Here is a 26,568-nt window from a genome sequence, read left to right as displayed (position 1 = left end):
AAGCCACATTTCAGCCCTACAATCGGCCCCAGGAAGATCGACTAGAAGGGGTCGTCACATGGCCGAGGCGGATCGCGTTCCCGCCGGGATCAACCCGAACGTGCCCAGCGTCGCCCGCATGTACGACTACTACCTCGGGGGCCGCGACAACTTCGCCGCCGACCGCGAGGCGGCCGAGAAGATGATGGAGATCGGCCGGCGGATGGGCAACGACGCCCGCGAGATCGCCCTGGCCAACCGCGCCTTCATCGGTCATGCCGTACGCATGCTCGCCGAGGCCGGGGTGCGCCAGTTCGTCGACATCGGCGCGGGCCTGCCCACCCAGGACAACGTGCACCAGGTGGCCCAGCGGCACGCCCCCGGCTCCCGCGTCGTCTACGTCGACAACGACCCCATCGTGCTGGTCCACGCCCGCGCGCTGCTGGCCAGGGACCCGGATGTCGTGGCGATCGAGGGCGATCTCAAGGATCCCGACGCCATCCTGGACGACCCGCGCGTCGCGGAGCACCTCGACCTCTCCCAGCCGTACGCCGTGCTGCTGGTCGCGGTGCTGCACTTCATCCACGACGACGCCGAGGCCGATCGGATCGCCGCGCGCATCCGCGAGCGCCTGCGGCCCGGGGGCCACCTGGTGCTGTCGCACCTGCTGTACGCGGGCCACGACATGGACGACGTCGCGACGGCCGGCCAGCAGGTCTACTCCGGCACGACCTCGGGCGGCCTGGCGCGGCGCGGCTACGACGAGATCGCCTCCTACTTCGACGGGCTGGAGCTGCTCGGGCCGGGTGTCGTGCCGGTGGCCGACTGGACGCCCGAGAGCTCCCCCGGAGGCTCGTACGACCTCTCCAAGGGCGGCATCCTGGCCGGCGTGGGCCGCCGCCCGGCCTAGGCCGCCACCTCCAGGCCCTCGCCGAACCAGGTCCTCAGGGCCTCGTCGAGGGTCTCGTCGGGCTCGCCGGCCCAGGCCACGTAGCCGTCGGGGCGCACCAGCACGGCGCCGTCGCCCTGGAAGGGCACCACGTGCACGCGCCCGTGCCGCACGCGCAGGCCGCCCGTCCCGTCGAGCAGCATGGGCCACGCGCGGGCGGCCGGCTCGGCCGGCAGGTCGGCCAGGAACCGGCCCGCCAGCGGATGCGCCGGCGCGGGCACCGGGTAGGCCAGGTCCGCTCCGGCCATCATGGCGGCGATGCGGCGGCGGGCGCCGTCGTCGCCCAGCAGCTCGCCGAACACCTCACGCAGGGCCGTGATCTCGGGCCCCGGCGCGGCCAGCGCGAGCTGTGCCTGGGTGTGCACGGCGACGCGCAGGGCGGCCGGGCGGCGCTCGGCGTCGTAGGTGTCGAGCAGCCCAGGCGGCGCCCAGCCCCGCACCTCGGCGGCCAGCTTCCAGGCCAGGTTGGCGGCGTCCTGCAGGCCGAGGTTGAGGCCGGGCGCGCCCATGGCCGAGTGGACGTGCGCGGCGTCGCCCACCACGAAGACCCTGCCCTCCCGGTAGCGGTCGGCGACGCGGGTGTTGCGGCCCTTGAGCCGCCTGAGCAGGTGCGGGCCCTCACCGGTGGGCTCGGCGAGCGGCAGGTCGGCGCCGAGCACGCGGGCCAGGCCGGCGCGCAGCTCGCCGACGGTCATCGGCTCGTCGTCGTCGGGCGCGGAGGCGTCCCACTCCATGGCGCTGACCAGCAGGGTCCCGTGGTCCGCGGGGAGGATCGCGTACGCGCCGCGCTCTGTCCTGTGCCAGGCGTACATCACGTACGTGCCCAGCCCCGGCACCTCCAGCTCCACCGTCCCGGGTCGGATCACCGCGCCCGGCACGGTGACGTGGGCGCTGCGGCTCACGACGTCGGTCGAGGTGACTCCTGGGAAGCCGATGCCCGCGAGCTTCCTGACCGTGCTGTGCGCGCCGTCACAGCCCACCAGGTAGCGGGTGCGCAGCTCGTACGCTCCCTCGGGCCCCCGGAGCTCCACCGAGACGCCGTGGGGGTCCTGGGTGAAGCCGAGCAGCTCGTGCCCGCGCCTGATCTCCACACCCAGCTCGACCGCCCGCCGCTCGATCAGCTCCTCCAGGGCCGGCTGCTTGATCCCCATCCCGTACAGCGGGTTGTCCTCCAGCCCGGCCAGGTTCAGCGGCAGCGCGCCGAACACGAACCCCGGCATCGGCGCGTCCCCCACGGCGAGGCCGCGCTGGTGGAGCAGCCTGACGACCTGGCCGACGATCCCGTTGGCCTTGGGCTGGTCGCTGCGCCGGGGCAGGCGCTCGACGACGATCGGGCGGACTCCGGCCAGGGCCAGCTCGCAGGCCAGCATCAGCCCGTTGGGGCCGCCACCGATGATCACGATGTCCATGCGTTCTCCTCAGAGGGAAGGGTCGGGCAGCCCCGCCGCCAGCGCGCCCAGGGCCTCGCGCAACAGGGGTACGAGCGGGACCGGCGGGTCGGAGCGCAGCCAGTGGGCGACGGCCGCCTGCACGGCGGAGCCCACGGCGACGGCCACGAGGTGGGGGTAGAGGTCGCGTGCGGCGTCGGTGCCGGTGCGCTCGGCCACGGCCGCGGCCAGCTCGTTGTTCCCGGCGAACACCATCTGCAGCGACTCGGCCCGCAGCGCGGGCTCTTCCGCCAGCATCCTGATGCTCGCCAGCACTTCGGGGTCGGGCGCCACCTCCGTGCGGGCCAGCGCCCAGGGCTCGACCATGGCCTCGGTCAGCGCCTCCCACAGCGGCTCCGCGGGGGGCCGGGCCCGCAGCGCCGCCACCGAACGCGTGATGCGGTCGGTGTGGCGGGCGGCGATCGCCTCGTACTTGCTGGAGAAGTAGTTGTTGAACGTGCGGGGCGAGACGCCGACCTCGGCGGCGATGTCCTCGACGCGTACGCGCTCCAGCCCGCGCTCGTGAGCCAGCCGGAGGGCGGCCGTCATAAGCGCCTCGCGCGTGGCCTGCTTCTTCCGCTCTCTCAGTCCGCTCATGGGCTCATCGTACGCAAAAAGTGCGGAGTCAGCAAATTTTCGGACTACGCATGTTTTAGACTAACGGATAGCAGAGCCCAGGCGCGTTAGATTGGGAGCATGTCCCTGACCCTCGAATTCGTCAGCACGATCAGGGCCGAGCGGTCCGGATTGGTCGACAGGCTGGCCGACACGGACGGCATGACGGCCTGGGCGCGGACGCACGCCCCCGACCTCGGCGACCTCACCGTCACGGAGGAGTTGCGCCTGGAGACGGTGCGCCTGCGCCAGGCCGTACGAGCCCTGTTCGCCAAGGCCGTGGCGCCGGGCCCGCCGAGCCGGGCGGACGCGGCGATCCTGCCCGGGTTCGAGGAGTCGCTGGCCCTGGTCAACGCCACCGCCCTGGCCGCCCCCACCGCACCCCAACTGCACTGGAACGGCGAGCCGACCCTCGCCACCGCGCCCGCGACGCAGGCCTCCCCCGGCACGCGACTGCTCGCCGGGCTCGCCACGGCGGCCGTCGAGTTCCTCGCGGGGCCGGACCGCGCACTGGTCCGCACCTGCCAGGCCCCGCGCTGCGTGCTCTATTTCGTCAAGGAGCACCCGCGCCAGGAGTGGTGCTCGACGGGCTGCGGCAATCGCGCCCGGGCGGCCAGGCACTACCGGGAGCACAAGAAAATCTAACGTTTGCAAGCCAGAGTTGCCGTTATAGTATTTCTAACGGCAACTCGGCCGCGCATGCGTTAGAGGAGTGGGGAATGTCCTTCCAGACCGGGCACGTCGGGCTCAACGTCACCGATCTCGACAAGTCCAAAGAGTTCTACACGCGGGTCTTCGGCTTCACGGTGGCGGGCGAGTCGCAGGAGGACGGCCGCCGGTACGCGTTCCTGACCCAGGACGGCACGCTGGTGCTGACGCTCTGGCAGCAGAGCGAGGGCCGCTTCGAGGCAGGCCGGCCGGGCCTGCACCACCTGTCGTTCCAGGTGGCGGACCTCGACGCGGTACGCCGGGCGGAGACGGTGATCAGGGAGATCGGCGCGACCCTCTTCCACGACGGCGTCGTGCCGCACCGCGAGGGCGCCTCGTCGGGCGGCGTGTTCTTCGCCGACCCCGACGGCATCCGGCTGGAGATCTTCGCCCCGGACGCCGCGGGTGACCGGCCCGCGCCCAGCTCTGACGCGCCGACCTGCGGGTTCTTCTAATGAGGCATCCGGGTGAGGTCGCCGTGCAGCGCCGGACGGGGGTGCGACTGGAGGACCACGGGAGCTCGCGGACGCGCCCGGAGATCCCGGAGCCGGCCGCCGAGTTCCTGCGGAACCAGCACATGGTCGTCCTGGGCGCGGCCGACGACGGCGGGCGCGTGTGGGCGGGCGTGCTCACGGGCCCCGCGGGGTTCGCCTCCGCGACGGACGACCGCACGATCGTGCTGCACGCCCTGCCGGGCGACGACGACCCGCTGCACGGGCTGTTCGAGCGGGAACGGGACGTCGGCCTGATCGCCATCGAGCCGCACACGCGGCGCCGGATGCGCGTGAACGGCACCGCCGTGCGGGCCGGCGACGCCCTGGTGGTGTGGACGGAGCAGGTCTACTCCAACTGCCCCAAGTACATCCAGACCCGCTCCCCCACCTCCGCTCCGGGCGAGCCGGCGGGGCTGGAGCGCGGGATCGCGCTGCCGGACCGGCACCGTACGTGGATCGCGGAGGCGGACACGTTCTTCATCGCCACGCGGGCCGAAGGGCTCGGGGCGGACGTGTCGCACCGGGGCGGCAACCCCGGATTCGTCCGGGTGACGGGGGCGCGCTCGCTGGAGTTCCCCGACTACCAGGGCAACGCGATGTACATGACATTGGGCAACCTGGAGCTGGACCCGGCGGCCGGGCTGCTGTTCGTGGACTGGGAGCGTGGGGAGACGCTGCAGCTCACGGGCCGGGCCCGGGTGGAATGGGGGGACCAGCGGACGGTGCGCTTCGAGCTGGACGAGTACGCGCACCTGGGCGGGACCGTGTCGGCCGGCTGGACCGCCCCCGGCTATCACCGCTTCAACCCCCCGGTCGAGGCAGGCGCTTCTCGAACCAGTGATGCGCGTACGGCTCGTCGCTGAACGCCGCCACCTCCCGGTAGCCGCTCGCCCGATAGAGGGCGACGGCTTCCGTGAGCGCCCGGTTGGTCTCCAGCCGCAGCGTGCGGACACCCTGGGCGGCTGCCTTCCCCTCCGCCTCGGCGAGCAGCCGCCGCCCCAGCCCCAGCCCGCGCACGGCCGGGTCCACCCACATCCGCTTGATCTCGGCGGACCCGGCCTCCGGGTGGAGCTTGAGCGCCACGCACCCGACCGGCTCGGCGTGCAGCGCGGCGACCAGCAGCATCCCGGCCGGGAGCCGCAGCTCGGCGTCGGTGGCGGAGATGCTGCGGGCCGGGTCGAAGCCGCCCTCGAACCGGCGGGCCAGCTCGTCGGCGTAGGCCTGGAGGCAGCGGCGGGCACCGGGATGGCGCGGGTCGAGCACGTCGATGGCGATCATGGAAGCGAGCAGCAGGCGCTCGACCTCGGACATGGCGGCCACGAGGCGGTCGCGCTGCGCGCCGGAGAGCGGCTCGAGGATGTCCGCCGCCGCCTCGTCGGACCGGCGATCCAGCTCCTCCCGCTCGGCGAGCCCCGCCGGCGTGAGCCGGGCCGTGCGAACCCGGCCGTCGGAGCCGCCGTCGTCCATGACCACCAGCCCGTCGGCCTCCAGCGACCGCAGCAGCCTGCTCAGGTAGCCGGAGTCGAGGTCGAGCCGCGTCCGCAGGACGCGCACCTCGCTGCCCTCCGCGCCGATCTCCCAGAGCACCCGCGACTGCCCGAGCGCCCGATCCCTGGCCAGGAAGCTGTCGTTGAGCGCCCCGATCCGCTGCGTCACGGTCCGCTGGAACCTGCGCACCCGGCCGATCGCCGCACCGTCCATATCTCTGACTTTAGTCAGGGAATCTCTCCTTCGCGAGCTCACATCCACGGACCAGCGACCGGCACCGTGCTGTAGTCCTCCCCCGTGACCGGGCGGATGTCCTTCCAGTGCACCCATCGCGCGCCCTCGCTCGCCTGCGGCGGCCAGAGCAGGAATCCCCATCGCACCCCTTCGGCGTCGTCGCCCCAGGCCAGCAGGTAGCGGGCCGCCGTGGCGTGCTCCACGACGGGCGGGCGCCAGAGCTCGGGCAGGTCTTGCGTGTCGGTATCCATACCGATCATTATACGAACACGCATTCGATATCTCCAGAAGTGCTAGACTATGACTGAATATCCGATCCAGTCATAGGGATACACATGGCTGTGGCATTCACGACCGAGGACCGGGCGCGCATCACCGCGTCCCTGCTCGACACCGCCGAAGAGCTCTTCGCCACCCAGGGCCTGAAGAAGACCTCGCTCGACGAGCTGGTCGCGGCCTCGGGCATCGCCAAGGGCAGCTTCTACGCGTTCTTCGAGTCCAAGGAGGAGCTGTACAAGGAGGTGATGATCCGCAGGGCGCCCATGCTCGGCAAGCGGCTGGCCGCCGCCCTGGACCGGCCGCCCGGCGTCGAGGCGCTCGCCCACATCATGCGCGAGTTGATCGACGTGCTCACCACCGACCCGTTCTACCGGCGGCTGCTCACCCGGCCCGAGGAGCTGGAGGCGGTGGCGCGCAGGGTCGGGGCCGAGGAGGTCGCCCGCGTCACGCCTCACCTGCTGACGCCGCTGCTCGACTACCTCGCCCGGGGGCAGGCCGACGGCGTCTTCGTCGCGGACGTCCCGCCCGAGGTGCTGGTCGGCGTGCTGCGCACGGCCGGCCTGCTGGTGCTCAACCGCGACAGGTTCGGGCCCGACCACTCCCAGGTGGTCGAGGCCACCATCAACGCGCTGGCCAGGGGGCTCATCGCATGAATGTGCTGAAGAGGTACGCGCAGGCCGCGGGCATGACGGACGAGGCGTGGAAGCGGCACGCCAACCCGTGGAGCGTCTGGACCCGGTTCGCCGCCATCCCGCTGATGATCGCGGCCATCTGGAGCAGGGAGTGGCTCGGCTGGTGGGCCCTCGTCCCGGTGGGCCTGGTCGTCGTCTGGCTGGCGGTCAACCCGCACGTCTTCCCGGCGATCGAGCAGCCCGGAAGCTGGTCGGCCCGGGGCATCTACGGCGAGAAGCTGTGGCTGCGCGACCGGTCGCTGGTCACCGGCGACCACCGGAACGTGCAGCGGCTGCTCATCGGGGTGGGCTCGGCGGGGTTCGCGCTGCTCATCTGGGGGCTGATCACGCTCGACATCTGGCCGACGGTGTTCGGCGCCACGCTGGTCACGCTCGGCCAGCTCTGGCGCATCGACCGGCTCGGCCAGCTCTACCTGGCCCACCGCGACACCGCCCGCGAGTAAGAACGCCGGGACAGCGCGAAACCGCCCCTGCCCATCAAGGTGAGGCAGAGGCGGTCAGGTCGGGGTGGAGCTATGGGGATTCGAACCCCAGACCTCCTCCATGCCATGGAGGCGCGCTACCAACTGCGCCATAGCCCCTTGCTGCGTGTATGAGTGTATCCGACTTACGGACCCCTCAAGCACACGTTAAAAAGTAAGCATACGCAGGGTAAAAGCTTGCTACTGTCCGTTGCCGTGCCCAGCGTGCAACCACTGCCCCTGACCCCGCGATGCGCCCAGCTCCTCGACCGCCGCGAGCATGCCGTGATCGGCGTCAGCGCGCTCAACGGGTACTTCACCCCCCGCACCATCAGACACCTGCTCGACTGGGCGACCCGGACGTTCGCCCGGGTGCACGTCCTCGTGCCCGGCGTCGAGCTGGCCGGGACGCTGGTCGCCAGGGGGTGTCCGGAGGCCAAGGCCGGGGCCAAGGCGAGGGCGGCGGCCAACAACACGCGCAACCGGGTGGTCCGCGCGCTCGACGCCCTCGACCCGCCCAACGCCACCGTGTTCGACTGGAACGAGCTGGCCTCCGTCCCGGCCTACGACTGCGCGCGGACGAGGCTGGAGCGGCTGTTCGCCACCGATCCGGTCTTCAGGGAGCACTGCATGGACGCGGTACGGCCCATCGTCGGCGCGCCGGAGCTCTCCCGCGAGCAGGCCGAGAACGCCCTGCCGTTCCTCCTGGCCGAGCTGCCCTTCGTGATCGACACCCCGTCGATCCTCGGCACGGGCTCGTCGGTGTTCTGCTACCCCAGGCCGATGCCGATGGTGGACCTGCTCTACGCCGGCCTGCTGCCGGTGCGTCCGGCATCCGCGCAGGGATTCGTCTCCACCGCATTGACACAGGCAGCCCGCCCCGCCGACCATCTCAGTAACACTCTGTAAAAACATCGTCACCTGAGGTGGCCGGCTATGGATGCGGATGCTCGAAATGCTGGACATGCGTTCGACACGAGCGACATGGATCACAACGGCTACCTCGACCACCGCGACATGATCGTGGTCGCCTCGGCGCTGTGCGCCCGGCTCGGGCTCTCGGGGCAGGGCGCACAGCGGGTCGCGGACGCGTATGAGCGGGTCTGGCAGTACGCCGTCCACAACATCGGCACCGACCCCGAGGGCCGCATCAGCAGGGAGTCCTACATCGGCTACGCGCTGGCCCCGGAGCTCGACCGCGCCGAGTTCGTGGCCAACGTGGTCAGGCCGATCACCGACGCCCTCTGGGACGCGCTCGACGACGACGGCGACGACCGGCTCGACCGGGCCGAGTTCCTGCGCCTGTGGTCGGCGTACGACGTGGCGGGGGCGGCGTCACGGGCGTCCTTCGATCGGCTGCGCGGCAACAAGGTGGCGCACGTGTCGAAGGACGGGTTCGCCCAGGCGATGTACGACTTCTACTACAGCTCCGCCACCGCCGCCCCCATACTCGGCTGAAGCCCCTTACCCCACCGATCGGGCCTGGTCGATGAGCTGGACCAGCTCCGTCACCATCGGGTCCTCGGTGGCCGGCGCAAGCCGGGCGGCCTGCTCCTTGAGCTCGGGCAGGTCCATGCCGAACGCCTTGCGGTCCCGCAGGTAGACCGCGAACGCGGCCACCACCACGTCCACCTGGAACCGGACCGGCGCCTTGTCCAGCGACGCGGCCAGCTCGTCGGCCCGCAGCGACTTGCTCGCCTCGGAGGCGGACCGGGTGTCGGGGTCCTGCCAGCGCACGGTGGCCTGGGCGAGCTGCCCGTCGGCGCCCGGCTTGAGACGCAGCGAGTAGAGCGCGGTCACCGAGTGGCCGGGGCCGATCTCGCCGCCGTCCTGGGTGTCGTCGCGGAAGTCCTCCGTGTTCAGCGCGCGGTTCTCGTACCCGATGAGCTGGTAGCTCTCCACCACCGACGGGTTGAAGACCACCTGAGCCTTGGCGTCGCGCGCCCGCAGCTCGATGTTCGCGGGCAGCTGCGTGGTGAAGACCTTGTCGGCCTCCTCCTGGCTGCTGACGTACACGGCCATGCCGTCGCCGTTGTCGGCGAGCTGCTCCATCAGCTCGTCTCCGTAGTCGCGGCCGACTCCGACGGTGAGCAGCGTGACCTGCTTGCCCGCGTACTCCTTGACCTGGTCGAGGATGGTACGCCACTCGGTGGAGCCCTGGTTGGCCAGGCCGTCGGAGAGCAGGATGACCCGGTTCGTGGCGGCGGGACGGAACGCCTTGGACGCCTCCTGGTAGCCGGTGACGAGCCCGGCCGAGAGGTTCGTGCCGCCCGAGACGGTCAGCTCGTTCACCGCGTCGCGCAGCTCCTGCCGCGCTGTCAGTGGGGTCATCGACGCCAGCACCTCGGCGTCGTCGCTGAACGACACGATCGACACCTGGTCGCCCGGCGCGAGCTGATCGAGCAGTTTGAGCAGGGCCGATTTGACCAGGTCCAGCCGCCCGGTCTCGGCCATCGAGCCGGACACGTCCACGACGAACGTGAGGTTGGCGGGTCGCCGCGCCGCCGCGTCCGAACCGCGCGTCTGCAGGCCCACGCGCAGGATCGCCTGGTCGCGCTCCGGCAGCTTCGCGCCGTCCACGTGCACCGCGAAGCCGTCGTCCGACGGCGGCGCGTAGTCCTGCCGGAACGCGTTGATCCACTCCTCCGGGCGGATCTCGCCGGGCGCGGGCCAGCGGCCTCCCCGGAGGGTCTGCCGGGCGTAGCCGTACGAGGCCGTGTCCACGTCGAGGGCGAACGTGGAGATCTGGGCCGTGGTCGTGTCCTCCTCGCCGTTCGTCTTGGCGGGTGACGCGGACGGGCGGACCGGGGCCGGTTCCGCGTTCGCCGGAGCTTTCGCCGCGCGTTCACCGCTGGTCGAGCTTCCGGAGCCGCCTCCGCACGCAGAGAGGGCGAGCAGCGCAACAATGCCGATTCCCGCCGCTAAAGGGCGAAATTTCATTGCAACCACCTCCATGCCCTACGACGGAACTGGATCTGCCCAGGCCGAGCCAGTGACGTAAGCGAGCACAAACCGCGATCGACGCGTGATCAGTCGTGACAGCCGCGACAGCCGGGGTGACCAGGAGTACGTCCCGGCCATCGGGCTGTGGCCCTAGCGTGACAATGCCGCGTACTCGACCCGCACCCGTACGGTGAGCAGCACCGCGTTGGCGGCGGCGAAGGCCGTCGCGGTGAGCCAGGCCGAGTGCACCAGCGGCAGCGCGAGGCCCTCGGCGACCACGGCCACGTAGTTGGGGTGCCGCAGCCACCGGTACGGCCCCCGGTGCACCAGCGGCATTCCCGGCACCACGACCACGCGGGTGTTCCACTGCCTGCCCAGCGTGCCGACGCACCACCAGCGCAGCCCCTGGGCCAGGACGACGACCGCCAGCATCGGCCAGCCCAGCCACGGGACGAAGGGGCGGCCGAGCAGCCACACCTCGGCGGGCGCCGCCCCGAGAAGCGCCGCGTGGGCCAGGACGATCCAGGGGTAGTGCCGCCGGCCGTACTCGACGCCGCCCCTGGACCTGGCCCAGGCCAGGTTGCGGCGGGCCACCGCCAGCTCGGCCAGCCGCTCCAGCGCGACCAGCCCGATCAGGACGAGGTACGCGCTCACCAGTGCAGCAGCAACAGCTCGGCGGAGAACCCCGGCCCCAGCGCGAGGAGCACGGCGGGCGTGTCCGGCCGGCCCCGCGTCTCCTGGAGCACGTGGAGCACCGAGACCGAGGACAGATTGCCGTGCTCGCGCAGCGACCGCCAGGTCACGTCGAGCGCCTTGGGAGGCAGGTCGAGGGTCCGCGCGATCGTCTCGATGACCTTGGGGCCGCCGGGATGGCAGACCCAGGTGGCGACCTGCTCGGGGGTCAGGCCGTAGTCCGCCAGGAACGCCTTGATGTCACCGGCCAGCACCTGCTCCACGAACGTGGTCAGGTCCGGGTCCAGCACGATCCGGAACCCGTGCGGCCCGACCTCCCAGCCCATGAGGTGCTCGGTGTCCGGATAGAGCCGGCTGCGGGTGGCGACGACCTCGGGGCCCTGCCCGCGCCCGGTCGCCACGACGGCCGCCGCGCCGTCCCCGAACAGCGCGCTGGCCACCAGGTTCGCGACCGAGGTGTCGTCCCGCTGGATCGTCAGCGAGCACAGCTCGACGCACACCAGCATCGCGACGTGGTCGGGCCAGCCGCGCAGGTAGTCGTGCAGGCGCGACAGCCCCGACGCGCCCGCCGCGCACCCGAGGCCGAACACGGGCACCCGCTTGACGTCCGGCCGCAGCCCCACGCGCTGGGCCAGCCTGGCGTCGAGCGAGGGCGTGGCGATGCCGGTGGTCGAGCAGAGCAGCAGGTGATCGACCCGCTCCGGGCGCACGCCGGCCTTGTTCAGGGCGCCCTTGACGGCCTGTTCTGTCAGGTCGAGGGCGGTTTCGAGGTAGATGGCGTTCGCGCGGGCGAAGGAGTCGAGCTTGGTGTAGTCGGCCAGCGGGAGCGCGAGATTGCGGCCCTCCACGCCGGCCGCCGCATGGAATCGGCGCAGCAGCTCCTCGTCGCAGTCGGTCAGCCGGGAGAACGCCTCGGTGATCTCCACCTGCGCGTAGCGATGATCCGGCAAAACGGTCTGCACAGCCGATATATGCATATACCTCTCTTGCCGCTGAAAGGCTGGGGCTAACATGCGAGGCATGCTCCTGCCGCATCCCTCCAGGCCGCACCGGGTGGCCGTGCTGGCGTTCGACGGCATGGCGCCGTTCGAGCTCGGCTGCGTCGTGGAGTTCTTCGGGCTGGCCCGGCCCGAGCTGGACCTCCCGTGGTACTCGCTCGCGGTGTGCGCGGAGACGCCGGAGCCGCTGCGGGTGGTGGGCGGGTTCACCATGCAGGCGGCGCACGGGCTGGACGTGCTGGCCGAGGCCGACACGGTGATCGTGCCCGGGGTGGCGGACGTGCGCGGAGAGGTCTCCGGCGCGCTCGTGTCCGCGCTGCGGCTCGCGCACTCGCGCGGCGCGCGCCTGGTGTCGATCTGCTCGGGCGCGTTCGCGCTGGCGGCGGCCGGGCTGCTGGACGGGCGCGAGGCCACCACCCACTGGAAGTACGCCGAGCTGCTCCAGGAGCGTTTCCCGCTCGTCCGGGTCAACCCCTCGGTCCTGTACGTGGACGGCGGCGACGTGCTGACCAGCGCGGGCAGCGCGGCGGGCCTCGACCTGCTGGTCCACCTCGTACGCGGCGACCACGGGCCGAACGTGGCCAACTCCGTGGCCCGCCGCCTGGTCATACCGCCGCACCGGGAGGGCGGTCAGGCGCAGTTCATCCAGGCCGCCGTGACGCCGGTGGCGGACGACGGCGGGGTGGCCAGGGCGATGTCGTGGGCCCTGGAGCATCTGGCCGGGCCGATCGCCGTGGCGGACCTGGCCAGGGTGGCGCACATGTCGGAGCGCTCGTTCATCAGGCACTTCAAGCGGCAGACCGGCACCAGCCCGCTGCGGTGGGTGATCTCGCAGCGGGTGGCGGCCAGCCTGCCGATGCTGGAGTCCACGGGGGCGCCGGTGGAGGAGATCGGGGCGGCGGTCGGGTTCGAGAGCGCGGTGACGTTCCGGCACCACTTCACGCGGGCCATGCGGACGTCGCCGTCGGCGTACCGGCGGGCCTTCAGCGCGTGACCCTCAGGTCGTGAGCCTCCACAGGGAGGTGACCTCGGCGGCGCGGGCCTCGTGCAGCGGGTCCTGCTCGTCCTTCGGCCGGTGGTGCCGGGGCGGGACGTCCAGGCGCCCGGCCACGCGCAGCCCCGCCCGCTCGAACGCGGCCGACAGGTCGGCCCTGGTGCGCAGGCCGAGGTGCTCGGCCAGGTCGGAGAGGATGAGCCAGCCTTCGCCGCCCGGCTCCAGATGCCCGGCGAGACCGTCGAGGAACCCGTTCAGCATCCGCCCGCCGGGATCATAGACGGCCTGGTCGAGGGGCGAGACCGGCTTGGCGGGCAACCACGGCGGGTTGCACACGACCAGCGGCGCCCGGCCGGACGGGAAGAGGTCGGCGCGCACGACCTCCACCCGGTCGTCCAGCCCGAGGCGGGCGAGGTTGTCCTCGGCGCACTCGACGGAGCTCTGGTCGAGGTCGGTGGCCACGACCTGGTGCACGCCCCGCCTGGCCAGCACGGCGGCCAGCACGCCGGTGCCGGTGCCGATGTCGAAGGCCAGCCGATGGTCCTCCGGCAGCGGCGCCCGCGCGACCAGGTCGACGTACTCGCCCCTGATCGGCGAGAACACGCCGTGGTGCGGGTGGATGCGGGCCTCGAGCGCGGGGACGTAGACACCCTTGTGCCGCCATTCGTGGGCCCCGATCAGGCCGAGCAGCTCGCGCAGCTGGCCGACCGCCGGCGGGGCCTCGGCGCCGTACACCTCGGCGCACGCCTCGCGCACGTCCGGCGCCCTGCGCAGCGGCACCACGTGGTCTTCCGCGAACGGGACGAGCAGCATGCCCAGCGTGCGGGCGCGCTGGGAGCGGGCCTGGCGGTAGCGGTGGAACCCGGCGCCGGGGGCGGCGGGCTTGCACCGGCGCCCCATGGCCGCCAGCAGCTGGCGGGCGTTCTGGAAGTCGCCCTGCCAGAGCAGCGCGGTGCCCTCGCAGGCCAGCCGGTAAGCGGTGTCGGCCGTCATCCGGTCGTCGGCGGTGACCACCCGCCTGGGTGGCGGCGCGCCCAGCGCGGACCGCCAGATCGCCGAACGTTCCTGCCCTGCCTCGGTCCAGTGGATCATCAGAACCCGACCGTTTCACATGCCGCGCCCGCGCGGCCACCCATTTACGGCAGCAGGCCGTCCACCAGGGCGCGCAGCCCCCGGGCGTAGGTGTCCTGCGCGGTCAACTCCTCCCACCGTACGCCCACCGCGCTGATCAGCGGGAATTCTTCGGGATCCAGCTCGGCGAACACCCGCTCCCGATACGTCGGCCCCCCTTCCGCCCGCCGCTTCCCGGCCGCCGCCCGGGAGCCGAGCTCCCCCGCCGTGTAGTGCCAGATGATCCGGTACGCGTCCACGGCCCGCTCGACCGACAGCCCGGCGCGTACGGCGGCGTCGACGATCTTCTCCGGATACCAGAGCGCGCCGACCGAGAGCAGGTCGTCGGCCCTGAGCACGTCCACGATCCACGGACAGCCGGACAGCCCGTCGCGCATGGCAGTGGCCACGGCCACCACGCGCTCGCGCGGCTCGTCCGGCAGCTCGGGCCTGGGCATGCCGGCGGCGTAGTCGTCGAGGAGGAGCAGGAGCAGCTCCTCCTTGTCGCGTACGTGGTGGTACAGCGCCATCGCCGTGCTGCCGACCTCCTTGGCGAGCCTGCGCATGGTGAGGCCGCCGACTCCGTCCTCCTCGATGACGCGGTGAGCGGCGGCCACGATCTCCGCCCGGGAGATCCTGGGCGGCCTTCCTGTACGTGCGGGCATCCTGCCATGCTACTTTCTATACATGTACGAAAACTCGGCGCGGCTCGTCGCCTGGGGTGACGAGCTGATCAAGCTGCACGACGGTTTCCGGCGCGACCTGGCCAACCTGCGCTCGTCGCGCGGGGCGGACCTGCGTACGCACTGCCTGGCGTTCTGCGACGCCCTCCACGCCCACCACGAGGGAGAGGACGGCGCGCTCTTCCCCCACCTCGCGGGCGAGCACCCCGAGCTGGCACAGGCGCTGGAGCGGCTACGGGCGGAGCACGTGGTGGTGGCGCGGCTCATGGAGCGCATCCGCGTCCTGCTGGACGAGGACGGCGACGGCGTGGCGGCCGAGCTCGACCGCCTGGCCCGCGAGCTGGAGGCGCACCTGGACTACGAGGAGGAGCAGCTGGTGCCCATCCTGAACACGATGGAGACCCTCCCGGACGAGGTCTGACCCGGATCGGCCCGACGTCCGCCCGCAGCGCCCCCGCCCGCTGGGCCCATGCTGGAGCGCGGTTCCGGCACCCTGCTCTTCACCTCGGGCATCTCGGCCGTCCACCCGCTGCCCTTCCTCGGCAACGTCGGCATCGCCGCGTCGGGCTCTCCCGCCTCCCCCGAAGCGGTGGCCGAGACCCACTGGCGCCTCCACACGGCCCGCGACCTCCACGAGGTCGTCCTCGGCGACCTGGCCACCGTCAAGGCGGCGATCAGCACGCTCTGACGGTCATTTTTCGCGTTCGGCGATGACGAGCTCGCGGGTGGCCGGAGCGACCTCGGCCGCGAACAGCTCCACCACCGAGGGGTCGTCCGCCATCAGGATGAACGTGCTGACGCCGTGGTCCAGGGCGAGGCCGGCGAGCTCTTCCGCCCACTGGTCCGGCGGCCCGTCGAGCAGCCCGCGGCTGGAGCTCGCGAAGCGGCCCGAGAGGTTCAGCAGCCGGCGTACGTCGGCGGGCGAGCGGCCGGCGGACAGCGCGGCCTCGTCGATGTGCTTGTTCCCCTCCGTGAGGTCCCCGGGGCCGCCCTGCAGGTAGGACAGCGACGGCAGCCAGCCGTCGGCGGCGCGGCCGGTCAGCTTGAGCATCTTCGGTTTGTAGGCGCCGAGCCAGATCCCGATGTCATGGGCCGGGGCGGGGCCGCGTTTGGCGCCTTTGACCTGGTAGTACTCTCCGTCCACCCGGACGCCGCCCGGCTCGTCGGCCGCCCAGATCTCGCGGAAGATCCGGATCGCCTCCTCCAGCGCGTCCACGGCCTGGCCGGGGGACAGCCGCCGGCCGCCCATGGCCTCGATGGCGTCCCAGAACCCGCCCGCGCCGATGCCCAGCTCGAAGCGGCCGCCGCTGAGCAGGTCGAGGCTGGCCGCGCTGCGGGCCAGCACGGCCGGGTGCCGCAGCGGCAGGTTGAGCACGTTGCCGCTGAGCCGGACGCGCTCGGTGCGGGCGGCGACGTAGGACAGCAGCGTCCAGGTGTCGAGGAACTTCGGCTGGTACGGATGATCCTGGAACGTCACCAGGTCCAGGCCGGCGCGGTCGGCCGCCACGGCCACCTCCACCGCGTGGGTGGCGGGCTGCGCCGTGGGGGTGACGAACGCGCCGAACAGCAGGTCGTGCCCGTAGTCGGTCATCTATGACTCCTCAGGTCGGATGTTGAAGTTGTCGCGGAAGACGTTGTCCGGGTCGTACCGTGCCTTGAGCTCGCGCAACCGCCGCAGGGTGCCCGGCGGGAACGCGTCGCCCAGCCGCTCGGGCCGCCCGTCGGTCTCGAAGCTGAGGTAGAGGCCGTTGGCGTACGGCTCCAGCCGGGCCCACTCCTTGTCCACCCGCTGCCGGTTCGCCCCGAAAGCGATGACCGAGAAATTGGCGGAGCGGTGGGCGTAGGCGGTGGCGTCGGCAGGGACGTCGGCCACCGCGCCGCCGACCGAGCGGATCTGGAAGAAGTAGACAGCGCCGCTGTGGATCAGCCGCGCCGCGGCGGCGGCGAACTCCGGGGTGATGTGCTCGACCAGCCCGGAGCGGGTGACCGGCTCCCCCTGGCCGTTGTGGCCGTCGCCGGCCGCGTTGGCCATGACGGCGGCGTACGAGGTGATCACGACCTGCTGGTCGAGCAGCGGGGCGATGTCCGCCATCGGCTGGAGCCGGTCGATGACGGTCTCCGGCACGCCCGCGTTGACCATGGCCATCACGTGCCCGGTCGCCGGACGTCCGGCGCGCGGCTGGCTCACGATGAGGAAGCTCGTGAGGTCGCGCGGGGCCGCCTCCTGGACCGCGCCCCACCTCTCGAGGAACGCGGCCGTGTCCCGGGCGTCCATGACGAGCTGCGCCCACCCGACGTCGCCGACCTCGTCCACCTCGAACTCGAACGCCGTGACGACGCCGAAGTTCGCGCCCGCGCCGCGTACCGCCCAGAACAGGTCCGCGTTCTCCGCCTCGCTCGCCCGCACCACCGAGCCGTCGGCGAGCACCATCTCGACGGCGCGCAGGTGGTCGATGGTCAGGCCGTGGTCGCGGGCCAGGAACCCGAGGCCGCCGGCGGTGGCCAGGCCGCCGACGCCGACCCCGCCGTAGTCGCCGGAGCTGAGCGCCCACCCGTACGGCTCCAGGGCCGCGGCGACGTCCGTCCAGCGCGCGCCGGGCCCGATCCTGACCAGGCGGTTCGCCCGGTCGAGCACCTCGATGGAGTTCAGCCCGGACACGTCGACGACGATGCCCCCGTCGTTGGTGGAGCGGCCGCTGATCCCGTGGCCGCCGCTGCGCACCCCCAACGGCAGGTGCGGGTGGGCCCGCGCGAACGCCAGCGCCTCGGCCACCTGGCCGGCGTCGCCCGGCCGGATGACCAGCCCCGGCGCCCCGCCCCGCAGGTACGTCGACCTGACCCGCGAATACCCCGGGTCACCCGGCTCGATCACCGGGAGGGACGCGGGCACCAGGTCGTAGTCGATCCCGGCTCGCCGCACGGCGCGCACGGAGGCGCGGCGCAGCTGACGGCCGGTCGGTCCCACGGCCTCGCGCAGCGCGGGCGCCACCTCCAGGGCGAACCGTTCGACGGCCTCAGGGTCGTCCGACATGAGGATGAACGTCCCGATCCCGTCCTCGACGGCCAGCGGGAGCAGGTCCGCCACGCGGGACCGCGCCGGGACGTTGACCAGCCGGCGGATCTCCCGGGGATCGCGCCCGGCCGCCACCGCGGCCTCGTCGATGAGCTTGTTCCCGGCCCTGATCCGGTCCGGCCCGCACTCGTCGAGGGACACCAGCCAGCCGTCCGCCCGCTCCCCCACCAGCCGCAGCGAGCCCGCGTCGTCCGCGCCCAGCCAGATCGGCACGTCGTGCGCGGCCGGCGGCCCCGGCTGCGCGCCCCCGAGCCGGTAGTGCTCGCCGTCGAACCGCAACGGCCCGCCGTCCTCGTCCCACATGCCGCGGATCACGTCGATCGCCTCGCCGGCCCCCTCAGCGGCACCCAGCGCGAGCGACAACCGGCCGCCGGACAGCAGGTCGAGGCTGACCGCCGCGCGGGCGAGCACGGCGGGCGGGCGCAGCGCGAGGTCCAGGACGTTGGCCGACAGGCCCACCCGCGAGGTCCGTCCAGCCACCCATGACAAGAGCGTCCACGTGTCGAAGGTGTCCGGATGATCCGGAAAGGTGACCAGGTCGTACCCCAGTTCCTCACTCCGGACCGCCAGCGACACGGCATCGGCTCCGGGGTCGGCTCCGGGGGTGATGAACGTGCCGAACGTCAGTGGATGGCCGTAGTTCATCCGAGCCCTCTCACACAATTAGGTTGATGCATCAACCATACTAGACTGTCGTCATGTCCACGCTCTCCACCCGTCAGGCGGCCCAGTGGGCCAGCTATCAGCGCATGCGCGTGCAGCTCACCGGGCGGATCAACCGGGAGCTCGCCGGGGCCACCGGCCTGTCGGAGGCCGACTACGAGATCCTCGCCCACCTCACCGAGTCGCCCGACGAGTCGATGCGGGCGCTGGCGCTGCGGTGCGGGCTGGCATGGGAGAAGAGCCGCCTGTCCCACCAGTTGCGGCGCATGGAGCAGCGCGGGCTGGTCACGCGCGCCGAGTGCGAGGAGGACAACCGGGGGTCGGTCATCCGGGTCACCGAGGAGGGCCGCCGGCTCGCCGCCGAGGCCAGGCTCCACCACGAGAGGGCCGTACGGCGCTACGTCGTCGACGTGCTGACCCCGGCCCAGCTGGAGGCGCTGGGCGCCATCGCCGAGACCGTGCTGGGGCAGCTCACGGATGAGGAGCACCAGGCATAGGACGATTGTCATGCCAAGGTCAGGATCGATGGCACCGGTCAACGCCGCGAAATCGCTTCCTGCTCCTGCTCGCCCCCACCTATGGCGGCGCCACGGTGGTCATCCGCGAGGCGGCCAGGAGGAAGGGGCTCGGGTGGCCGAGCATCGTGCTCATGGCCCTCGCCTACGGCGTGTTCGAGGAGGGCATCATGACGATGTCGCTCTTCAACCCCGACTACGCCGGGCAGCGGCTGCTCGACCCCGGCTACGTGTCCGCGCTCGGGATCGGGGTGCCGTGGACGCTGTTCGTGCTGGCCCTGCACACGGTGTGGAGCGTGAGCGTGCCCATCGCGGTCATGGAGGAGCCGGCCGGCGAGCGGCGGACCACCCCGTGGCTGGGCAGGGCCGGTCTCAGCGTGGCGGCGGCGCTGGCCGTGCTGGGAGCCGCGTCGACCACGCTGTTCTCCTACCAGAACGGGCACTTCCTCGCGTCCGTGCCGCAGCTTGTGGCCATCGTGGTGATCGTGGTCCTGCTGGTGGTGGCGGCCTTCCGGCTGCCGCGCCTGCGCCGGGCCGCCGGGCGGGCGCCGTCACCGTGGCTGGTGCTCGGGGCGGCGCTGGTCGCCGGGCTGGTGTTCGAGCTGCAGCCGTGTTGACCGTGTGCAATAGCCCCTGTACGCTCCGTATGCGACATGGATGTCTGGCGCAGCGTCGGCTTCGGGGCCCCCGTTCCACCAGAGCGATGGTCCGGAGCCTCCCCGGCTGCCATCGGCTGCGTCGGCATGTCCAGATCGTCAGGGAGCCTGCCGCCCTGGATCGGACCACACGCGAGACGCGTGTCGCCGCCCAGGGTTGAACGTGGGCGACCAGTGCGCCCAAGACCGTTCGGGGCGTGCCGCTGCGCTCCCGCTCAGTGCCGAGGAACGGTGAAGTCGAATGTGTAGGAGTGCGAGCCATCAGGGGCGATGATGATGTCCATCTCGCCCCTGAGCCCCCGCAACTCCCCCGTCGCCGAGTCGGGGACGACCGAGATTCTCAGCGACCGCTCGCCGCGGTCGCTGACCGCGTTGTGCTGCACGACGAAGGCCCCCGCGAGGCCGTCGAGGGTGCCCTCGATGCGCTCCAGCGCCACGTACGACCTCGAGTCCTCGACCTGCGTCGAGGCCGTCAGCAGGTGGACGACGCTGGTGGCCGTCAGGTCCCCGTGGAAGGTCTTGGACATGGTCACGAGCCCGATCGAGACGCCGTCACGCTCCACGAACGGTGCTTTGGCGTCCCAGCCTGCGGTGTCGAAGGTTCCCTTGGCGGTCATGGCTCCATCGTGCCGGTCATACCTGTCAGCTCCCGTCAGGTACCGGTGAGGCGTTCCACCACCGGGGCGAACTCGTCCAGGTACTGGGCGTTCACCGACACGTACGAGACGCCGAGCCGGTCGCGGCGCCTGCGCAGCGTGTCCGCCATCTCGTCCGCGGTGCCCAGCAGGACGCCGGTGCCGCCGGCCGGGACGTTCAGCCAGGAGGGCGGCTCGGCCCCGGCGGCCGCGAGGTTCATGCTGAGCTCCAGGTCGTGGAAACGGTCGCCGGCCAGCTCGTACAGCTCGTCCAGCTTCGCCGCCACCTGATCCTCCGTATAGTGCGGCGGCAGGCCGAGCGCCACGGTGTCGGCCTGCTGGGCGGCGAGCTTGAGGAGCCTGGTCCCGGACGCGGCGACCAGGACGCGTACGTCCTTGACCGCTTCGATCGTCCGGGCGACGCGCTCGATGCGCTGGCCGGGCGTGCCGTACCCGACGCCGAGCGCCGCGGCGTCCCGCTCCGCGTCCGGGCGTCCGGCGCCCAGGCCGAGCTCGAAGCGCCCGTCGGTGAGCGCGTGCAGGGTGGCGGTCTCCCATGCCACGGCCTCGGGAGTCCGGTTGGCGGCGCTCAGCACGAACGTGCCGACGCGCAGGGTCGTCGTGGCCGTCGCGGCCACGGCGGCGGCGACGAAGGGCGACAGGGTGCCGAGCGTGTCGGGGACCAGTAGCGTCGAGTAGCCGAGGCTCTCCGCCCTGCGGGCCAGGCCGGTCCACGCGCCTGCGTCGGTGGCATGTCCGGCGACCGCGCCGAACCTGAACGGGTGATCGGTCATGCCACCAACGATCGCGGATCCGCGCCCCGGCGACATCGTCCCCCGGACCGGTGGTCTCCTACATCCGGGGGCGCATACCCGCGCGAGAGTGCTACTCCTGCAGCAGTATCCGCGTGAAGTCGTTGGCGAACTTGCCCTCGGGGTCGAGCCGCCGTGCCAGCGAGCGGAACTCGCCGGGGCACTCGGGCCGGCGGGTGAACAGCTTGCCCCAGTGCGGCCTGGGCGCGAACGGCGCCAGCGTCTCCTCCACCAGCTCCAGCACCGGCAGCACCGCGGCCACGTCCCTGATCCAGGTGAAGTGGATGCCGACGCTGTCGCGACCGCGGAAGGGGCTCAGCCACAGGTCGTCGGACGCGATCGAGCGCACCTCGGAGATCTGCAGGACGGGCCGGATCCGGTCGCCGATCGCGTACAGCTCGCGCAGCGCCTTGACCGCGTGCTCCCGGGGCAGGATGAGCTCCGACTGCAGCTCGTTGCCCGCGCCGCTCGGCTCGGCGTCCGGACGGAAGTGCGGCAGCCGCTCGTGCCACGGCCCGGGCACGCCGAGCTGGACCGTGCAGTTCTCCGCCGACATCGCGGGCAGGGGGTGGCGGGGGCCGTCGGCCGGGGTGGTGCCGTGCCAGTCGGCGTCGGTCAGCTCCTCGGTGCTCTTCAGCCAGACGCGGGTGTCACGCCAGTCGGTGAAGAGGCTGACGCTGTAGGCGGCGGACATGATCTGGTCGAAGTCGGCGAGCGCGGCCACGGTCAGGCCCTCGCGTACGTACTGGCGCAGCTCGAAGGCCGGCACCAGGTCGAGGGTCAGCGAGGTGACGACGCCGAGCGCGCCGAGGGCCACGACTGCGCCGGGGAAGTCGGCGTCGCCGCGGGAGAGGGTGAGCACGGAGCCGTCGGCGGTGACGAGGTCGAGCGAGGACACGGCCGAGGCCAGGCCGGGGATGGCGTCGCCGGAGCCGTGCGTGCCGGTCGCGACCGAGCCGGCCACGGAGATGTGCGGCAGCGAGGCCATGTTCGCCAGCGCGAACCCGGCCCGGTGCACCTGCGGCGCGAGCCGCGCGTACGTCATCCGCGCGGGCACCCGCACCGTGGCCGCCGCGCTGTCGATCTCCACCGCGTCCGGCATCCGGTCGAGCACGACGAGGTCGCCGTCGGTGTCCGCGACGTCGTTGAACGAGTGGCCGCTCCCCAGCGCCCGCACGCGGGAGCCGGCCGAGACGAGCCGCTGGAGCTCGTCGAGCGAGGTCGGGTGATGGACATCTTGCGCCCGAAATGCGGTGTTTCCCGCCCAATTGGTCAGCGTCACGGCATTACCTTCCCACAAACCACCTTGTCAGCCCCGCCCGGGTGCCGCTAGCTTCGGGAGCCGCTGACGGAGGTGTGCCGTGCTCTACCTGTCCGAGGCTGTCGGCCTTGTCACGCTCGTGCTCTGGCTCTACTGCCTCTTCGACGCGATCACCACGCCCGACGTGCTCTGCAGGAACCTGCCGAAGATCGTCTGGGTGGTCGTCGTGCTGCTGTTCCCGCTGATCGGCTCCGTCGCCTGGCTGGTGGCGGGCCGACCGGACCGGTCGCAGGCGGCCACCCGGCCGAACGCGTTCCCCGAGTACGACCGCCCGGGCCGCTTCGCCGCCGGCAACCCGGACGACGACGAGGAGTTCCTGCGCCGCTGCCGCGAACGCGCCGAGGAGCAGCGCAGGAACGCCCCCAAGAAACCGCCCGAGGACTAGAAGCCCTGGGCCAGGCGGTAGTACGCCTGGTTCCAGCGGATCTCCTTGGTGAACCGCTCGGTCGTCGTGTCGGCGTCGATGATCAGCAGCTCCACACCGAGCATGTCGGCCAGGTCGGTCAGCTCCGCGCGGCCGATCGCCGTGGAGAGCACCGTGTGGTGCGGCGCGCCCGCCGTGAGCCACGACTCCGTGGACGTACGCAGGTTGGGGCGGGGGTTCCAGACCGCGCGGGCGACCGGCAGCTTGGGCAGCGGCTGGGGCGGGGCCACGAGGTCGATCTCGTTGGCCACCAGCCGGAACCGGTCACCCATGTCGGCCAGGCCCACCACGACGCCGGGGCCGGGCTCGGCGTCGAACACGAGCCGGACCGGGTCCTCCCGGTTGCCGATGCCCAGCGGGTGGATCTCGCACGACGGCGTGCCGGAGGCGATCGAGGGGCAGACCTCCAGCATGTGCGCGCCCAGGATGAGCTCCTGGCCGGGCGACAGGTCGTAGGTGTAGTCCTCCATGAACGACGTGCCGCCGGGCGCCATGGACTTCAGGGTGCGCAGGAGGACCGAGGTCTTCCAGTCGCCCTCGCCGCCGAAGCCGTACCCGTCGGCCATGAGCCGCTGCACGGCCAGGCCGGGGAGCTGGCGCAGGCCGCCGAGGTCCTCGAAGTTCGTGGTGAACGCCTTGAAGCCGCCCGCCTCCAGGAAGCCGCGCAGGCCCAGCTCGATCCTGGCCGCGTAACGCAGCGACTCGTTGCGCTCGCCGAGCAGCTCGGGAGCGACGGTGTACTGCTCGGCGTACTCCTTGACCAGCGCCGTCACGTCCGCGTCCGAGGCCGCGTCCACGGCCTCCACCAGGTCGTTCACGCCGTACGTGTTGACCGAGACGCCGAAGCGGAGCTGCGCCTCCACCTTGTCGCCCTCGGTGACCGCCACGTCGCGCATGTTGTCGCCGAAGCGGGCCAGCTTCAGCGTGCGCACCTCGGCCAGGCCCTTGGCGGCCCGCACCCAGGTCAGGATGCGCTCGCCCACGGACGGGTCGCTGACGTGCCCGGCCACGGTCTTGCGCGGCACGCCCAGCCGCGTCTGCACGAACCCGAACTCGCGGTCGCCGTGCGCCGCCTGGTTGAGGTTCATGAAGTCCATGTCGATGGTGCTCCACGGGAGCTCCACGTTGGCCTGCGTGTGCAGGTGCAGCAGCGGCTTGCGCAGCGCGTCGAGCCCCGCGATCCACATCTTGGCCGGGGAGAAGGTGTGCATCCACGCGATCACGCCGGCGCACGAGTCGTCGGCGTTGGCCTCCAGCATCACGCGCCTGATCGCCGCCGCGTCGGTGAGCACGGGCTTCCACTCGACGGGCATGGGCAGCTGCTCGGCGATCCGCTGAGACTGCTCGGCCACCTGGCGCAGCGTGTCCTCGCCGTACAGCCCCTGGCTGCCGGTCAGAAACCAGATCTTCAACGCGGGCTCCTCTGTCCGTAGACGTTCTGATAGCGGTCGTACAGGCGGTCGATGTCGTCCTGCGGGATCGGCAGCGGCTCGCCGAGCTGCCTGGCCACGTGGACGGTGCGGGCCACGTCCTCGCACATGACGGCGGCCTTCACGGCCGCCTTCGGGTCCTTGCCGATGCTGAACACGCCGTGGTTCTGCATGAGGACGGCCTTGGAGCGGTGGCCCTTGAGCGTCTCGACGATGCCCTGGCCGATCGAGTCGTCGCCGATCAGCGCGAACGGGCCGAGGGGGATCTCGCCGCCGAACTCGTCGGCCATCGCGGTCAGCACGCACGGGATGGCCTCGCCGCGAGCCGCCCAGGCGGAGGCGTAGGTGGAGTGGGTGTGCACGACGCCGCCGACGTCGGGCATGTTGCGGTAGACGTACGCGTGCGCGGCGGTGTCGCTGGACGGCGAGTGCTCACCCTCCACGAGGTTGCCGTCGAGGTCGCACACGACCATGTTCTCCGGGGTCAGCTCGTCGTACGAGACCCCGGACGGCTTGATGACGAACAGGTCCTCACCCGGGACCCGGCCCGAGACGTTGCCCGCGGTCCAGACGACCAGGTTGTAGCGGACCAGCTCCGCGTGCAGGTCGGCGACGATCTTCCTCGTTGTCATGCCTGGGCCTCGTTCCTGATCGCGCGGAGGGTGTGCAGCATCTTTCCGTCCCCGAAGAAGTCGTGGAGCCTGTGGTACTCGGCGTAGAGCCGGTCGTAGGCGTCGGCACTGGCCTCGTCGGGCACGTACGCGGCCTCGGTGCGCTTGCCCATGGCCGCGGCGGCCTCCTGGATGCCCGGGTAGGCGCCGGCGGCGACGGCCGCGTGGATGGCCGAGCCGAGCGCGGGGCCCTGGTCGGAGCCGATGACCGACAGCGGGCGGCGCAGCACGTCGGCGTAGACCTGCATGAGGAAGCGGTTCTTCAGCAGGCCGCCGGCGACCACGAACTCCTCGACCGGCACGCCCGACTTCTCGAACGTCTCCACGATCATCCGGGCGCCGAACGCGGTGGACTCGATGAGCGCCCGGTAGACGTCCTCGGGCTTGGTGGCCAGGGTCTGGCCGATGATCACGCCGGAGAGGTTGTGGTCCACGAGCACGGAACGGTTGCCGCCGAACCAGTCGAGCGCGACCAGCCCATGCTCGCCGACCGCCTGCTTCTCGGCCAGCGCGGTGAGGCTCTCGTGGTCGAGGTCGCCCCCGAAGTTGTCCACGAACCAGGCGAAGATGTCGCCGACCGCGGACTGGCCGGCCTCGTAGCCCCAGAGGCCGGGCACGATGCCGTCGCGTACGACGCCGCACATGCCGGGCACCTCGGCGAGCTGGTCGCTGGGCATGATGTGGCAGGTGGAGGTGCCCATGATGGCCACCATCTGGCCGGGCCCGACGGCGTCGGCGGCGGCCGAGGTGACGTGCGCGTCCACGTTGCCGACGGCCACGGCCGCGCCCTCGGACAGGCCGGTCCACTGCGCGGCCTGCGCGGTCAGACGCCCGGCGAGGCCGCCGAGGGGGGCCAGCGTGGTGCCGTTGACCTGGTCGCCGACCTGACCGGTGGCGAGCTTGCTCGCGAACCCGGCGAATCCGGGGTTGAGCTCGGCGAGGAACTCCTCGGACGGGTAGGAGCCGTCCTGGAAGATCCCCTTGTATCCCACAGTGCAGATGTTGCGGCTCTCGACGCCGGTGAGCTGCCAGATGATCCAGTCGGCGGCCTCGATCCAGCGCTCGGCCCTGGCGTACACCTCGGGGGCCTCCTCCAGGACCTGCAGGCCCTTGGCGAACTCCCACTCCGAGGAGATCTTGCCCCCGTAGCGCGGCAGCCAGCTCTCCCCCCGGCGCGCGGCCAGCTCGTTGATCCGGTCGGCGTGCGACTGCGCGGCGTGGTGCTTCCACAGCTTCGGCCACGCGTGCGGCTCGGACGGGGTCTCGACGCACAGCGGCGTGCCGTCCGCCGTCGTGGGCAGCACGGTGCAGGCGGTGAAGTCGGTGCCGATGCCGATGATCTGCTCGGGCGCGACGCCCGAGGCGGCGACCGCCTGGGGTACGGCGATCTTCAGCACGTCGATCCAGTCCTGCGGCGACTGCAGCGCCCAGTCCGGGCCCAGCCTCTCGTCGGATCCCGGCAGGCTGTGCTCGATGACGCGGTGGGCGTACTCGTGGACGGCGCTGCCCAGCTCCGCGCCGTCACTCACGCGGACGACAACGGCACGCCCCGAGAGCGTGCCGAAGTCGACTCCGACCACGTAACTGTTAGCGTTCACATTGCACTCCAGGGGATTTTCTT

At 71.8% G+C, this 26,568-nt stretch carries 30 protein-coding genes, 1 tRNA gene and 1 pseudogene; 14 read left to right on the top strand and 18 right to left on the bottom strand.

Annotated features, from left to right (window positions below; translation table 11 throughout):
* Positions 1 to 58 precede the first annotated feature (58 nt).
* Positions 59 to 889 carry an SAM-dependent methyltransferase gene (locus tag ACWDRB_RS38080; RefSeq protein WP_449902108.1) on the top strand — a complete coding sequence of 277 codons (831 nt, stop codon included), beginning with the start codon at positions 59 to 61 and terminating at the stop codon, positions 887 to 889.
* Here ACWDRB_RS38080 and ACWDRB_RS38075 read toward each other — a convergent pair.
* Together ACWDRB_RS38075 and ACWDRB_RS38070 are read right to left on the bottom strand one after the other, a co-directional pair.
* A complete protein-coding gene (locus ACWDRB_RS38075) occupies positions 886 to 2,337 on the bottom strand; it encodes an FAD-dependent monooxygenase (protein WP_449902106.1) in 1,452 nt (483 codons plus the stop codon). The two genes, ACWDRB_RS38080 and ACWDRB_RS38075, sit on opposite strands and share 4 nt — an antisense overlap.
* Before the next feature lie 9 nt (positions 2,338 to 2,346).
* Positions 2,347 to 2,952 carry an acyl-CoA-like ligand-binding transcription factor gene (locus tag ACWDRB_RS38070; protein WP_397372242.1) on the bottom strand — a complete coding sequence of 202 codons (606 nt, stop codon included), beginning with the start codon at positions 2,950 to 2,952 and terminating at the stop codon, positions 2,347 to 2,349.
* A gap of 99 nt (positions 2,953 to 3,051) precedes the next feature.
* On the opposite strand from ACWDRB_RS38070, the gene ACWDRB_RS38065 reads away from it, so the two are divergent.
* The 3 genes from ACWDRB_RS38065 to ACWDRB_RS38055 all read left to right on the top strand — a co-directional run bounded on the left by ACWDRB_RS38065 (position 3,052) and on the right by ACWDRB_RS38055 (position 5,035).
* Entirely contained in the window at positions 3,052 to 3,615 is a 564-nt protein-coding gene (locus tag ACWDRB_RS38065; protein WP_449902104.1) for a CGNR zinc finger domain-containing protein, read from the top strand.
* Between the two features lie 74 nt (positions 3,616 to 3,689).
* A complete protein-coding gene (locus ACWDRB_RS38060; RefSeq protein ID WP_449902101.1) occupies positions 3,690 to 4,133 on the top strand; it encodes a VOC family protein in 444 nt (147 codons plus the stop codon).
* Positions 4,133 to 5,035 carry a pyridoxamine 5'-phosphate oxidase family protein gene (locus tag ACWDRB_RS38055; RefSeq protein ID WP_449902099.1) on the top strand — a complete coding sequence of 301 codons (903 nt, stop codon included), beginning with the start codon at positions 4,133 to 4,135 and terminating at the stop codon, positions 5,033 to 5,035. Before ACWDRB_RS38060 ends, ACWDRB_RS38055 begins: the two co-directional genes overlap by 1 nt.
* Here ACWDRB_RS38055 and ACWDRB_RS38050 read toward each other — a convergent pair.
* Together ACWDRB_RS38050 and ACWDRB_RS38045 are read right to left on the bottom strand one after the other, a co-directional pair.
* Entirely contained in the window at positions 4,974 to 5,873 is a 900-nt protein-coding gene (locus tag ACWDRB_RS38050; protein ID WP_449902096.1) for a bifunctional helix-turn-helix transcriptional regulator/GNAT family N-acetyltransferase, read from the bottom strand. The two genes, ACWDRB_RS38055 and ACWDRB_RS38050, sit on opposite strands and share 62 nt — an antisense overlap.
* A 38-nt stretch (positions 5,874 to 5,911) precedes the next feature.
* Entirely contained in the window at positions 5,912 to 6,145 is a 234-nt protein-coding gene (locus tag ACWDRB_RS38045) for a hypothetical protein (RefSeq protein WP_397372247.1), read from the bottom strand.
* 84 nt (positions 6,146 to 6,229) lie between these two features.
* Between ACWDRB_RS38045 and ACWDRB_RS38040 the strand changes: the two genes are divergently transcribed.
* Positions 6,230 to 6,826 (top strand): TetR/AcrR family transcriptional regulator, encoded by a 597-nt coding sequence (locus tag ACWDRB_RS38040; protein ID WP_355204788.1) that lies wholly within the window; start codon positions 6,230 to 6,232, stop codon positions 6,824 to 6,826.
* Complete coding sequence (locus ACWDRB_RS38035; protein ID WP_449902093.1) at positions 6,823 to 7,308, top strand: DUF6653 family protein; 486 nt, start codon at positions 6,823 to 6,825, stop codon at positions 7,306 to 7,308. The genes ACWDRB_RS38040 and ACWDRB_RS38035 overlap by 4 nt, the downstream gene beginning before the upstream one ends.
* Positions 7,309 to 7,373: 65 nt before the next feature.
* Here ACWDRB_RS38035 and ACWDRB_RS38030 read toward each other — a convergent pair.
* Positions 7,374 to 7,446 (bottom strand) — tRNA-Ala (locus tag ACWDRB_RS38030).
* Between the two features lie 105 nt (positions 7,447 to 7,551).
* Between ACWDRB_RS38030 and ACWDRB_RS38025 the strand changes: the two genes are divergently transcribed.
* Positions 7,552 to 8,235, top strand: coding sequence for a tRNA-dependent cyclodipeptide synthase (locus ACWDRB_RS38025; protein ID WP_355204794.1), 684 nt, complete (start codon positions 7,552 to 7,554; stop codon positions 8,233 to 8,235).
* A 75-nt stretch (positions 8,236 to 8,310) separates the two neighbouring features.
* Positions 8,311 to 8,784: a hypothetical protein gene (locus ACWDRB_RS38020; RefSeq protein ID WP_350741768.1), complete on the top strand. Its 474-nt coding sequence runs from the start codon at positions 8,311 to 8,313 to the stop codon at positions 8,782 to 8,784.
* A 6-nt stretch (positions 8,785 to 8,790) separates the two neighbouring features.
* Here ACWDRB_RS38020 and ACWDRB_RS38015 read toward each other — a convergent pair whose 3' ends face one another.
* The 3 genes from ACWDRB_RS38015 to ACWDRB_RS38005 form a co-directional block, all read right to left on the bottom strand.
* Complete coding sequence (locus tag ACWDRB_RS38015; RefSeq protein WP_449902089.1) at positions 8,791 to 10,266, bottom strand: YfbK domain-containing protein; 1,476 nt, start codon at positions 10,264 to 10,266, stop codon at positions 8,791 to 8,793.
* A gap of 153 nt (positions 10,267 to 10,419) precedes the next feature.
* Positions 10,420 to 10,923: an isoprenylcysteine carboxyl methyltransferase family protein gene (locus ACWDRB_RS38010; protein ID WP_449902086.1), complete on the bottom strand. Its 504-nt coding sequence runs from the start codon at positions 10,921 to 10,923 to the stop codon at positions 10,420 to 10,422.
* Positions 10,920 to 11,939: a type III polyketide synthase gene (locus ACWDRB_RS38005; protein ID WP_449902084.1), complete on the bottom strand. Its 1,020-nt coding sequence runs from the start codon at positions 11,937 to 11,939 to the stop codon at positions 10,920 to 10,922. Before ACWDRB_RS38005 ends, ACWDRB_RS38010 begins: the two co-directional genes overlap by 4 nt.
* 43 nt (positions 11,940 to 11,982) lie before the next feature.
* On the opposite strand from ACWDRB_RS38005, the gene ACWDRB_RS38000 reads away from it, so the two are divergent.
* Positions 11,983 to 12,954: a helix-turn-helix domain-containing protein gene (locus ACWDRB_RS38000; RefSeq protein ID WP_449902082.1), complete on the top strand. Its 972-nt coding sequence runs from the start codon at positions 11,983 to 11,985 to the stop codon at positions 12,952 to 12,954.
* Positions 12,955 to 12,957: 3 nt separating this feature from the next.
* On the opposite strand, the gene ACWDRB_RS37995 is transcribed toward ACWDRB_RS38000, so the two are convergent.
* Both ACWDRB_RS37995 and ACWDRB_RS37990 read right to left on the bottom strand, forming a co-directional pair.
* Positions 12,958 to 14,046: a methyltransferase gene (locus tag ACWDRB_RS37995; protein WP_449902080.1), complete on the bottom strand. Its 1,089-nt coding sequence runs from the start codon at positions 14,044 to 14,046 to the stop codon at positions 12,958 to 12,960.
* Positions 14,047 to 14,090: 44 nt separating this feature from the next.
* A complete protein-coding gene (locus ACWDRB_RS37990) occupies positions 14,091 to 14,729 on the bottom strand; it encodes a TetR/AcrR family transcriptional regulator (RefSeq protein ID WP_363966412.1) in 639 nt (212 codons plus the stop codon).
* Between the two features lie 22 nt (positions 14,730 to 14,751).
* Here ACWDRB_RS37990 and ACWDRB_RS37985 point away from each other — a divergent pair, with 22 nt between their 5' ends.
* Together ACWDRB_RS37985 and ACWDRB_RS37980 are read left to right on the top strand one after the other, a co-directional pair.
* Positions 14,752 to 15,168: a hemerythrin domain-containing protein gene (locus ACWDRB_RS37985; protein WP_449902077.1), complete on the top strand. Its 417-nt coding sequence runs from the start codon at positions 14,752 to 14,754 to the stop codon at positions 15,166 to 15,168.
* 48 nt (positions 15,169 to 15,216) lie between these two features.
* On the top strand, positions 15,217 to 15,435 hold the full coding sequence (locus ACWDRB_RS37980; protein ID WP_449902075.1) for a hypothetical protein: 219 nt from the start codon (positions 15,217 to 15,219) through the stop codon (positions 15,433 to 15,435).
* A gap of 12 nt (positions 15,436 to 15,447) precedes the next feature.
* Here the strand turns inward: ACWDRB_RS37980 and ACWDRB_RS37975 are convergent.
* A pseudogene (locus tag ACWDRB_RS37975) lies at positions 15,448 to 16,338 on the bottom strand (LLM class flavin-dependent oxidoreductase); the annotation flags it as partial.
* Positions 16,339 to 18,465: an LLM class flavin-dependent oxidoreductase gene (locus ACWDRB_RS37970; protein WP_449902072.1), complete on the bottom strand. Its 2,127-nt coding sequence runs from the start codon at positions 18,463 to 18,465 to the stop codon at positions 16,339 to 16,341.
* A 53-nt stretch (positions 18,466 to 18,518) separates the two neighbouring features.
* Between ACWDRB_RS37970 and ACWDRB_RS37965 the strand changes: the two genes are divergently transcribed.
* Together ACWDRB_RS37965 and ACWDRB_RS37960 are read left to right on the top strand one after the other, a co-directional pair.
* Positions 18,519 to 18,980 carry a MarR family winged helix-turn-helix transcriptional regulator gene (locus ACWDRB_RS37965; protein WP_350741750.1) on the top strand — a complete coding sequence of 154 codons (462 nt, stop codon included), beginning with the start codon at positions 18,519 to 18,521 and terminating at the stop codon, positions 18,978 to 18,980.
* A 95-nt stretch (positions 18,981 to 19,075) separates the two neighbouring features.
* Positions 19,076 to 19,615, top strand: coding sequence for a hypothetical protein (locus ACWDRB_RS37960; RefSeq protein WP_449902070.1), 540 nt, complete (start codon positions 19,076 to 19,078; stop codon positions 19,613 to 19,615).
* A gap of 254 nt (positions 19,616 to 19,869) precedes the next feature.
* Here ACWDRB_RS37960 and ACWDRB_RS37955 read toward each other — a convergent pair whose 3' ends face one another.
* The 3 genes from ACWDRB_RS37955 to ACWDRB_RS37945 form a co-directional block, all read right to left on the bottom strand.
* On the bottom strand, positions 19,870 to 20,271 hold the full coding sequence (locus ACWDRB_RS37955; protein WP_449902068.1) for a DUF3224 domain-containing protein: 402 nt from the start codon (positions 20,269 to 20,271) through the stop codon (positions 19,870 to 19,872).
* A gap of 35 nt (positions 20,272 to 20,306) precedes the next feature.
* Complete coding sequence (locus ACWDRB_RS37950; RefSeq protein WP_449902067.1) at positions 20,307 to 21,083, bottom strand: LLM class flavin-dependent oxidoreductase; 777 nt, start codon at positions 21,081 to 21,083, stop codon at positions 20,307 to 20,309.
* A 91-nt stretch (positions 21,084 to 21,174) separates the two neighbouring features.
* Positions 21,175 to 22,383: an FAD-binding protein gene (locus tag ACWDRB_RS37945; protein ID WP_449902065.1), complete on the bottom strand. Its 1,209-nt coding sequence runs from the start codon at positions 22,381 to 22,383 to the stop codon at positions 21,175 to 21,177.
* A gap of 79 nt (positions 22,384 to 22,462) precedes the next feature.
* Between ACWDRB_RS37945 and ACWDRB_RS37940 the strand changes: the two genes are divergently transcribed.
* Positions 22,463 to 22,807: a PLD nuclease N-terminal domain-containing protein gene (locus tag ACWDRB_RS37940; protein WP_449902063.1), complete on the top strand. Its 345-nt coding sequence runs from the start codon at positions 22,463 to 22,465 to the stop codon at positions 22,805 to 22,807.
* Here ACWDRB_RS37940 and araA read toward each other — a convergent pair.
* The 3 genes from araA to araB are packed head-to-tail and all read right to left on the bottom strand — an operon-like array spanning position 22,804 to position 26,527.
* Positions 22,804 to 24,258: an L-arabinose isomerase gene (gene araA, locus ACWDRB_RS37935; protein ID WP_449902060.1), complete on the bottom strand. Its 1,455-nt coding sequence runs from the start codon at positions 24,256 to 24,258 to the stop codon at positions 22,804 to 22,806. The genes ACWDRB_RS37940 and araA overlap by 4 nt on opposite strands.
* Positions 24,255 to 24,908 (bottom strand): L-ribulose-5-phosphate 4-epimerase, encoded by a 654-nt coding sequence (locus tag ACWDRB_RS37930; protein ID WP_449902058.1) that lies wholly within the window; start codon positions 24,906 to 24,908, stop codon positions 24,255 to 24,257. The genes araA and ACWDRB_RS37930 overlap by 4 nt, the downstream gene beginning before the upstream one ends.
* The gene (araB, locus tag ACWDRB_RS37925) at positions 24,905 to 26,527 is read right to left on the bottom strand and encodes a ribulokinase (protein ID WP_363966628.1); all 1,623 of its coding nucleotides are present in this window, start codon (positions 26,525 to 26,527) and stop codon (positions 24,905 to 24,907) included. Before araB ends, ACWDRB_RS37930 begins: the two co-directional genes overlap by 4 nt.
* Positions 26,528 to 26,568 lie beyond the last annotated feature (41 nt).

The organism is Nonomuraea sp. NPDC003707 (genome assembly GCF_053587055.1).
The sequence above is the reverse complement of the archived record's forward strand: the minus strand, read 5'-3'. Positions and strand labels throughout refer to the sequence as shown.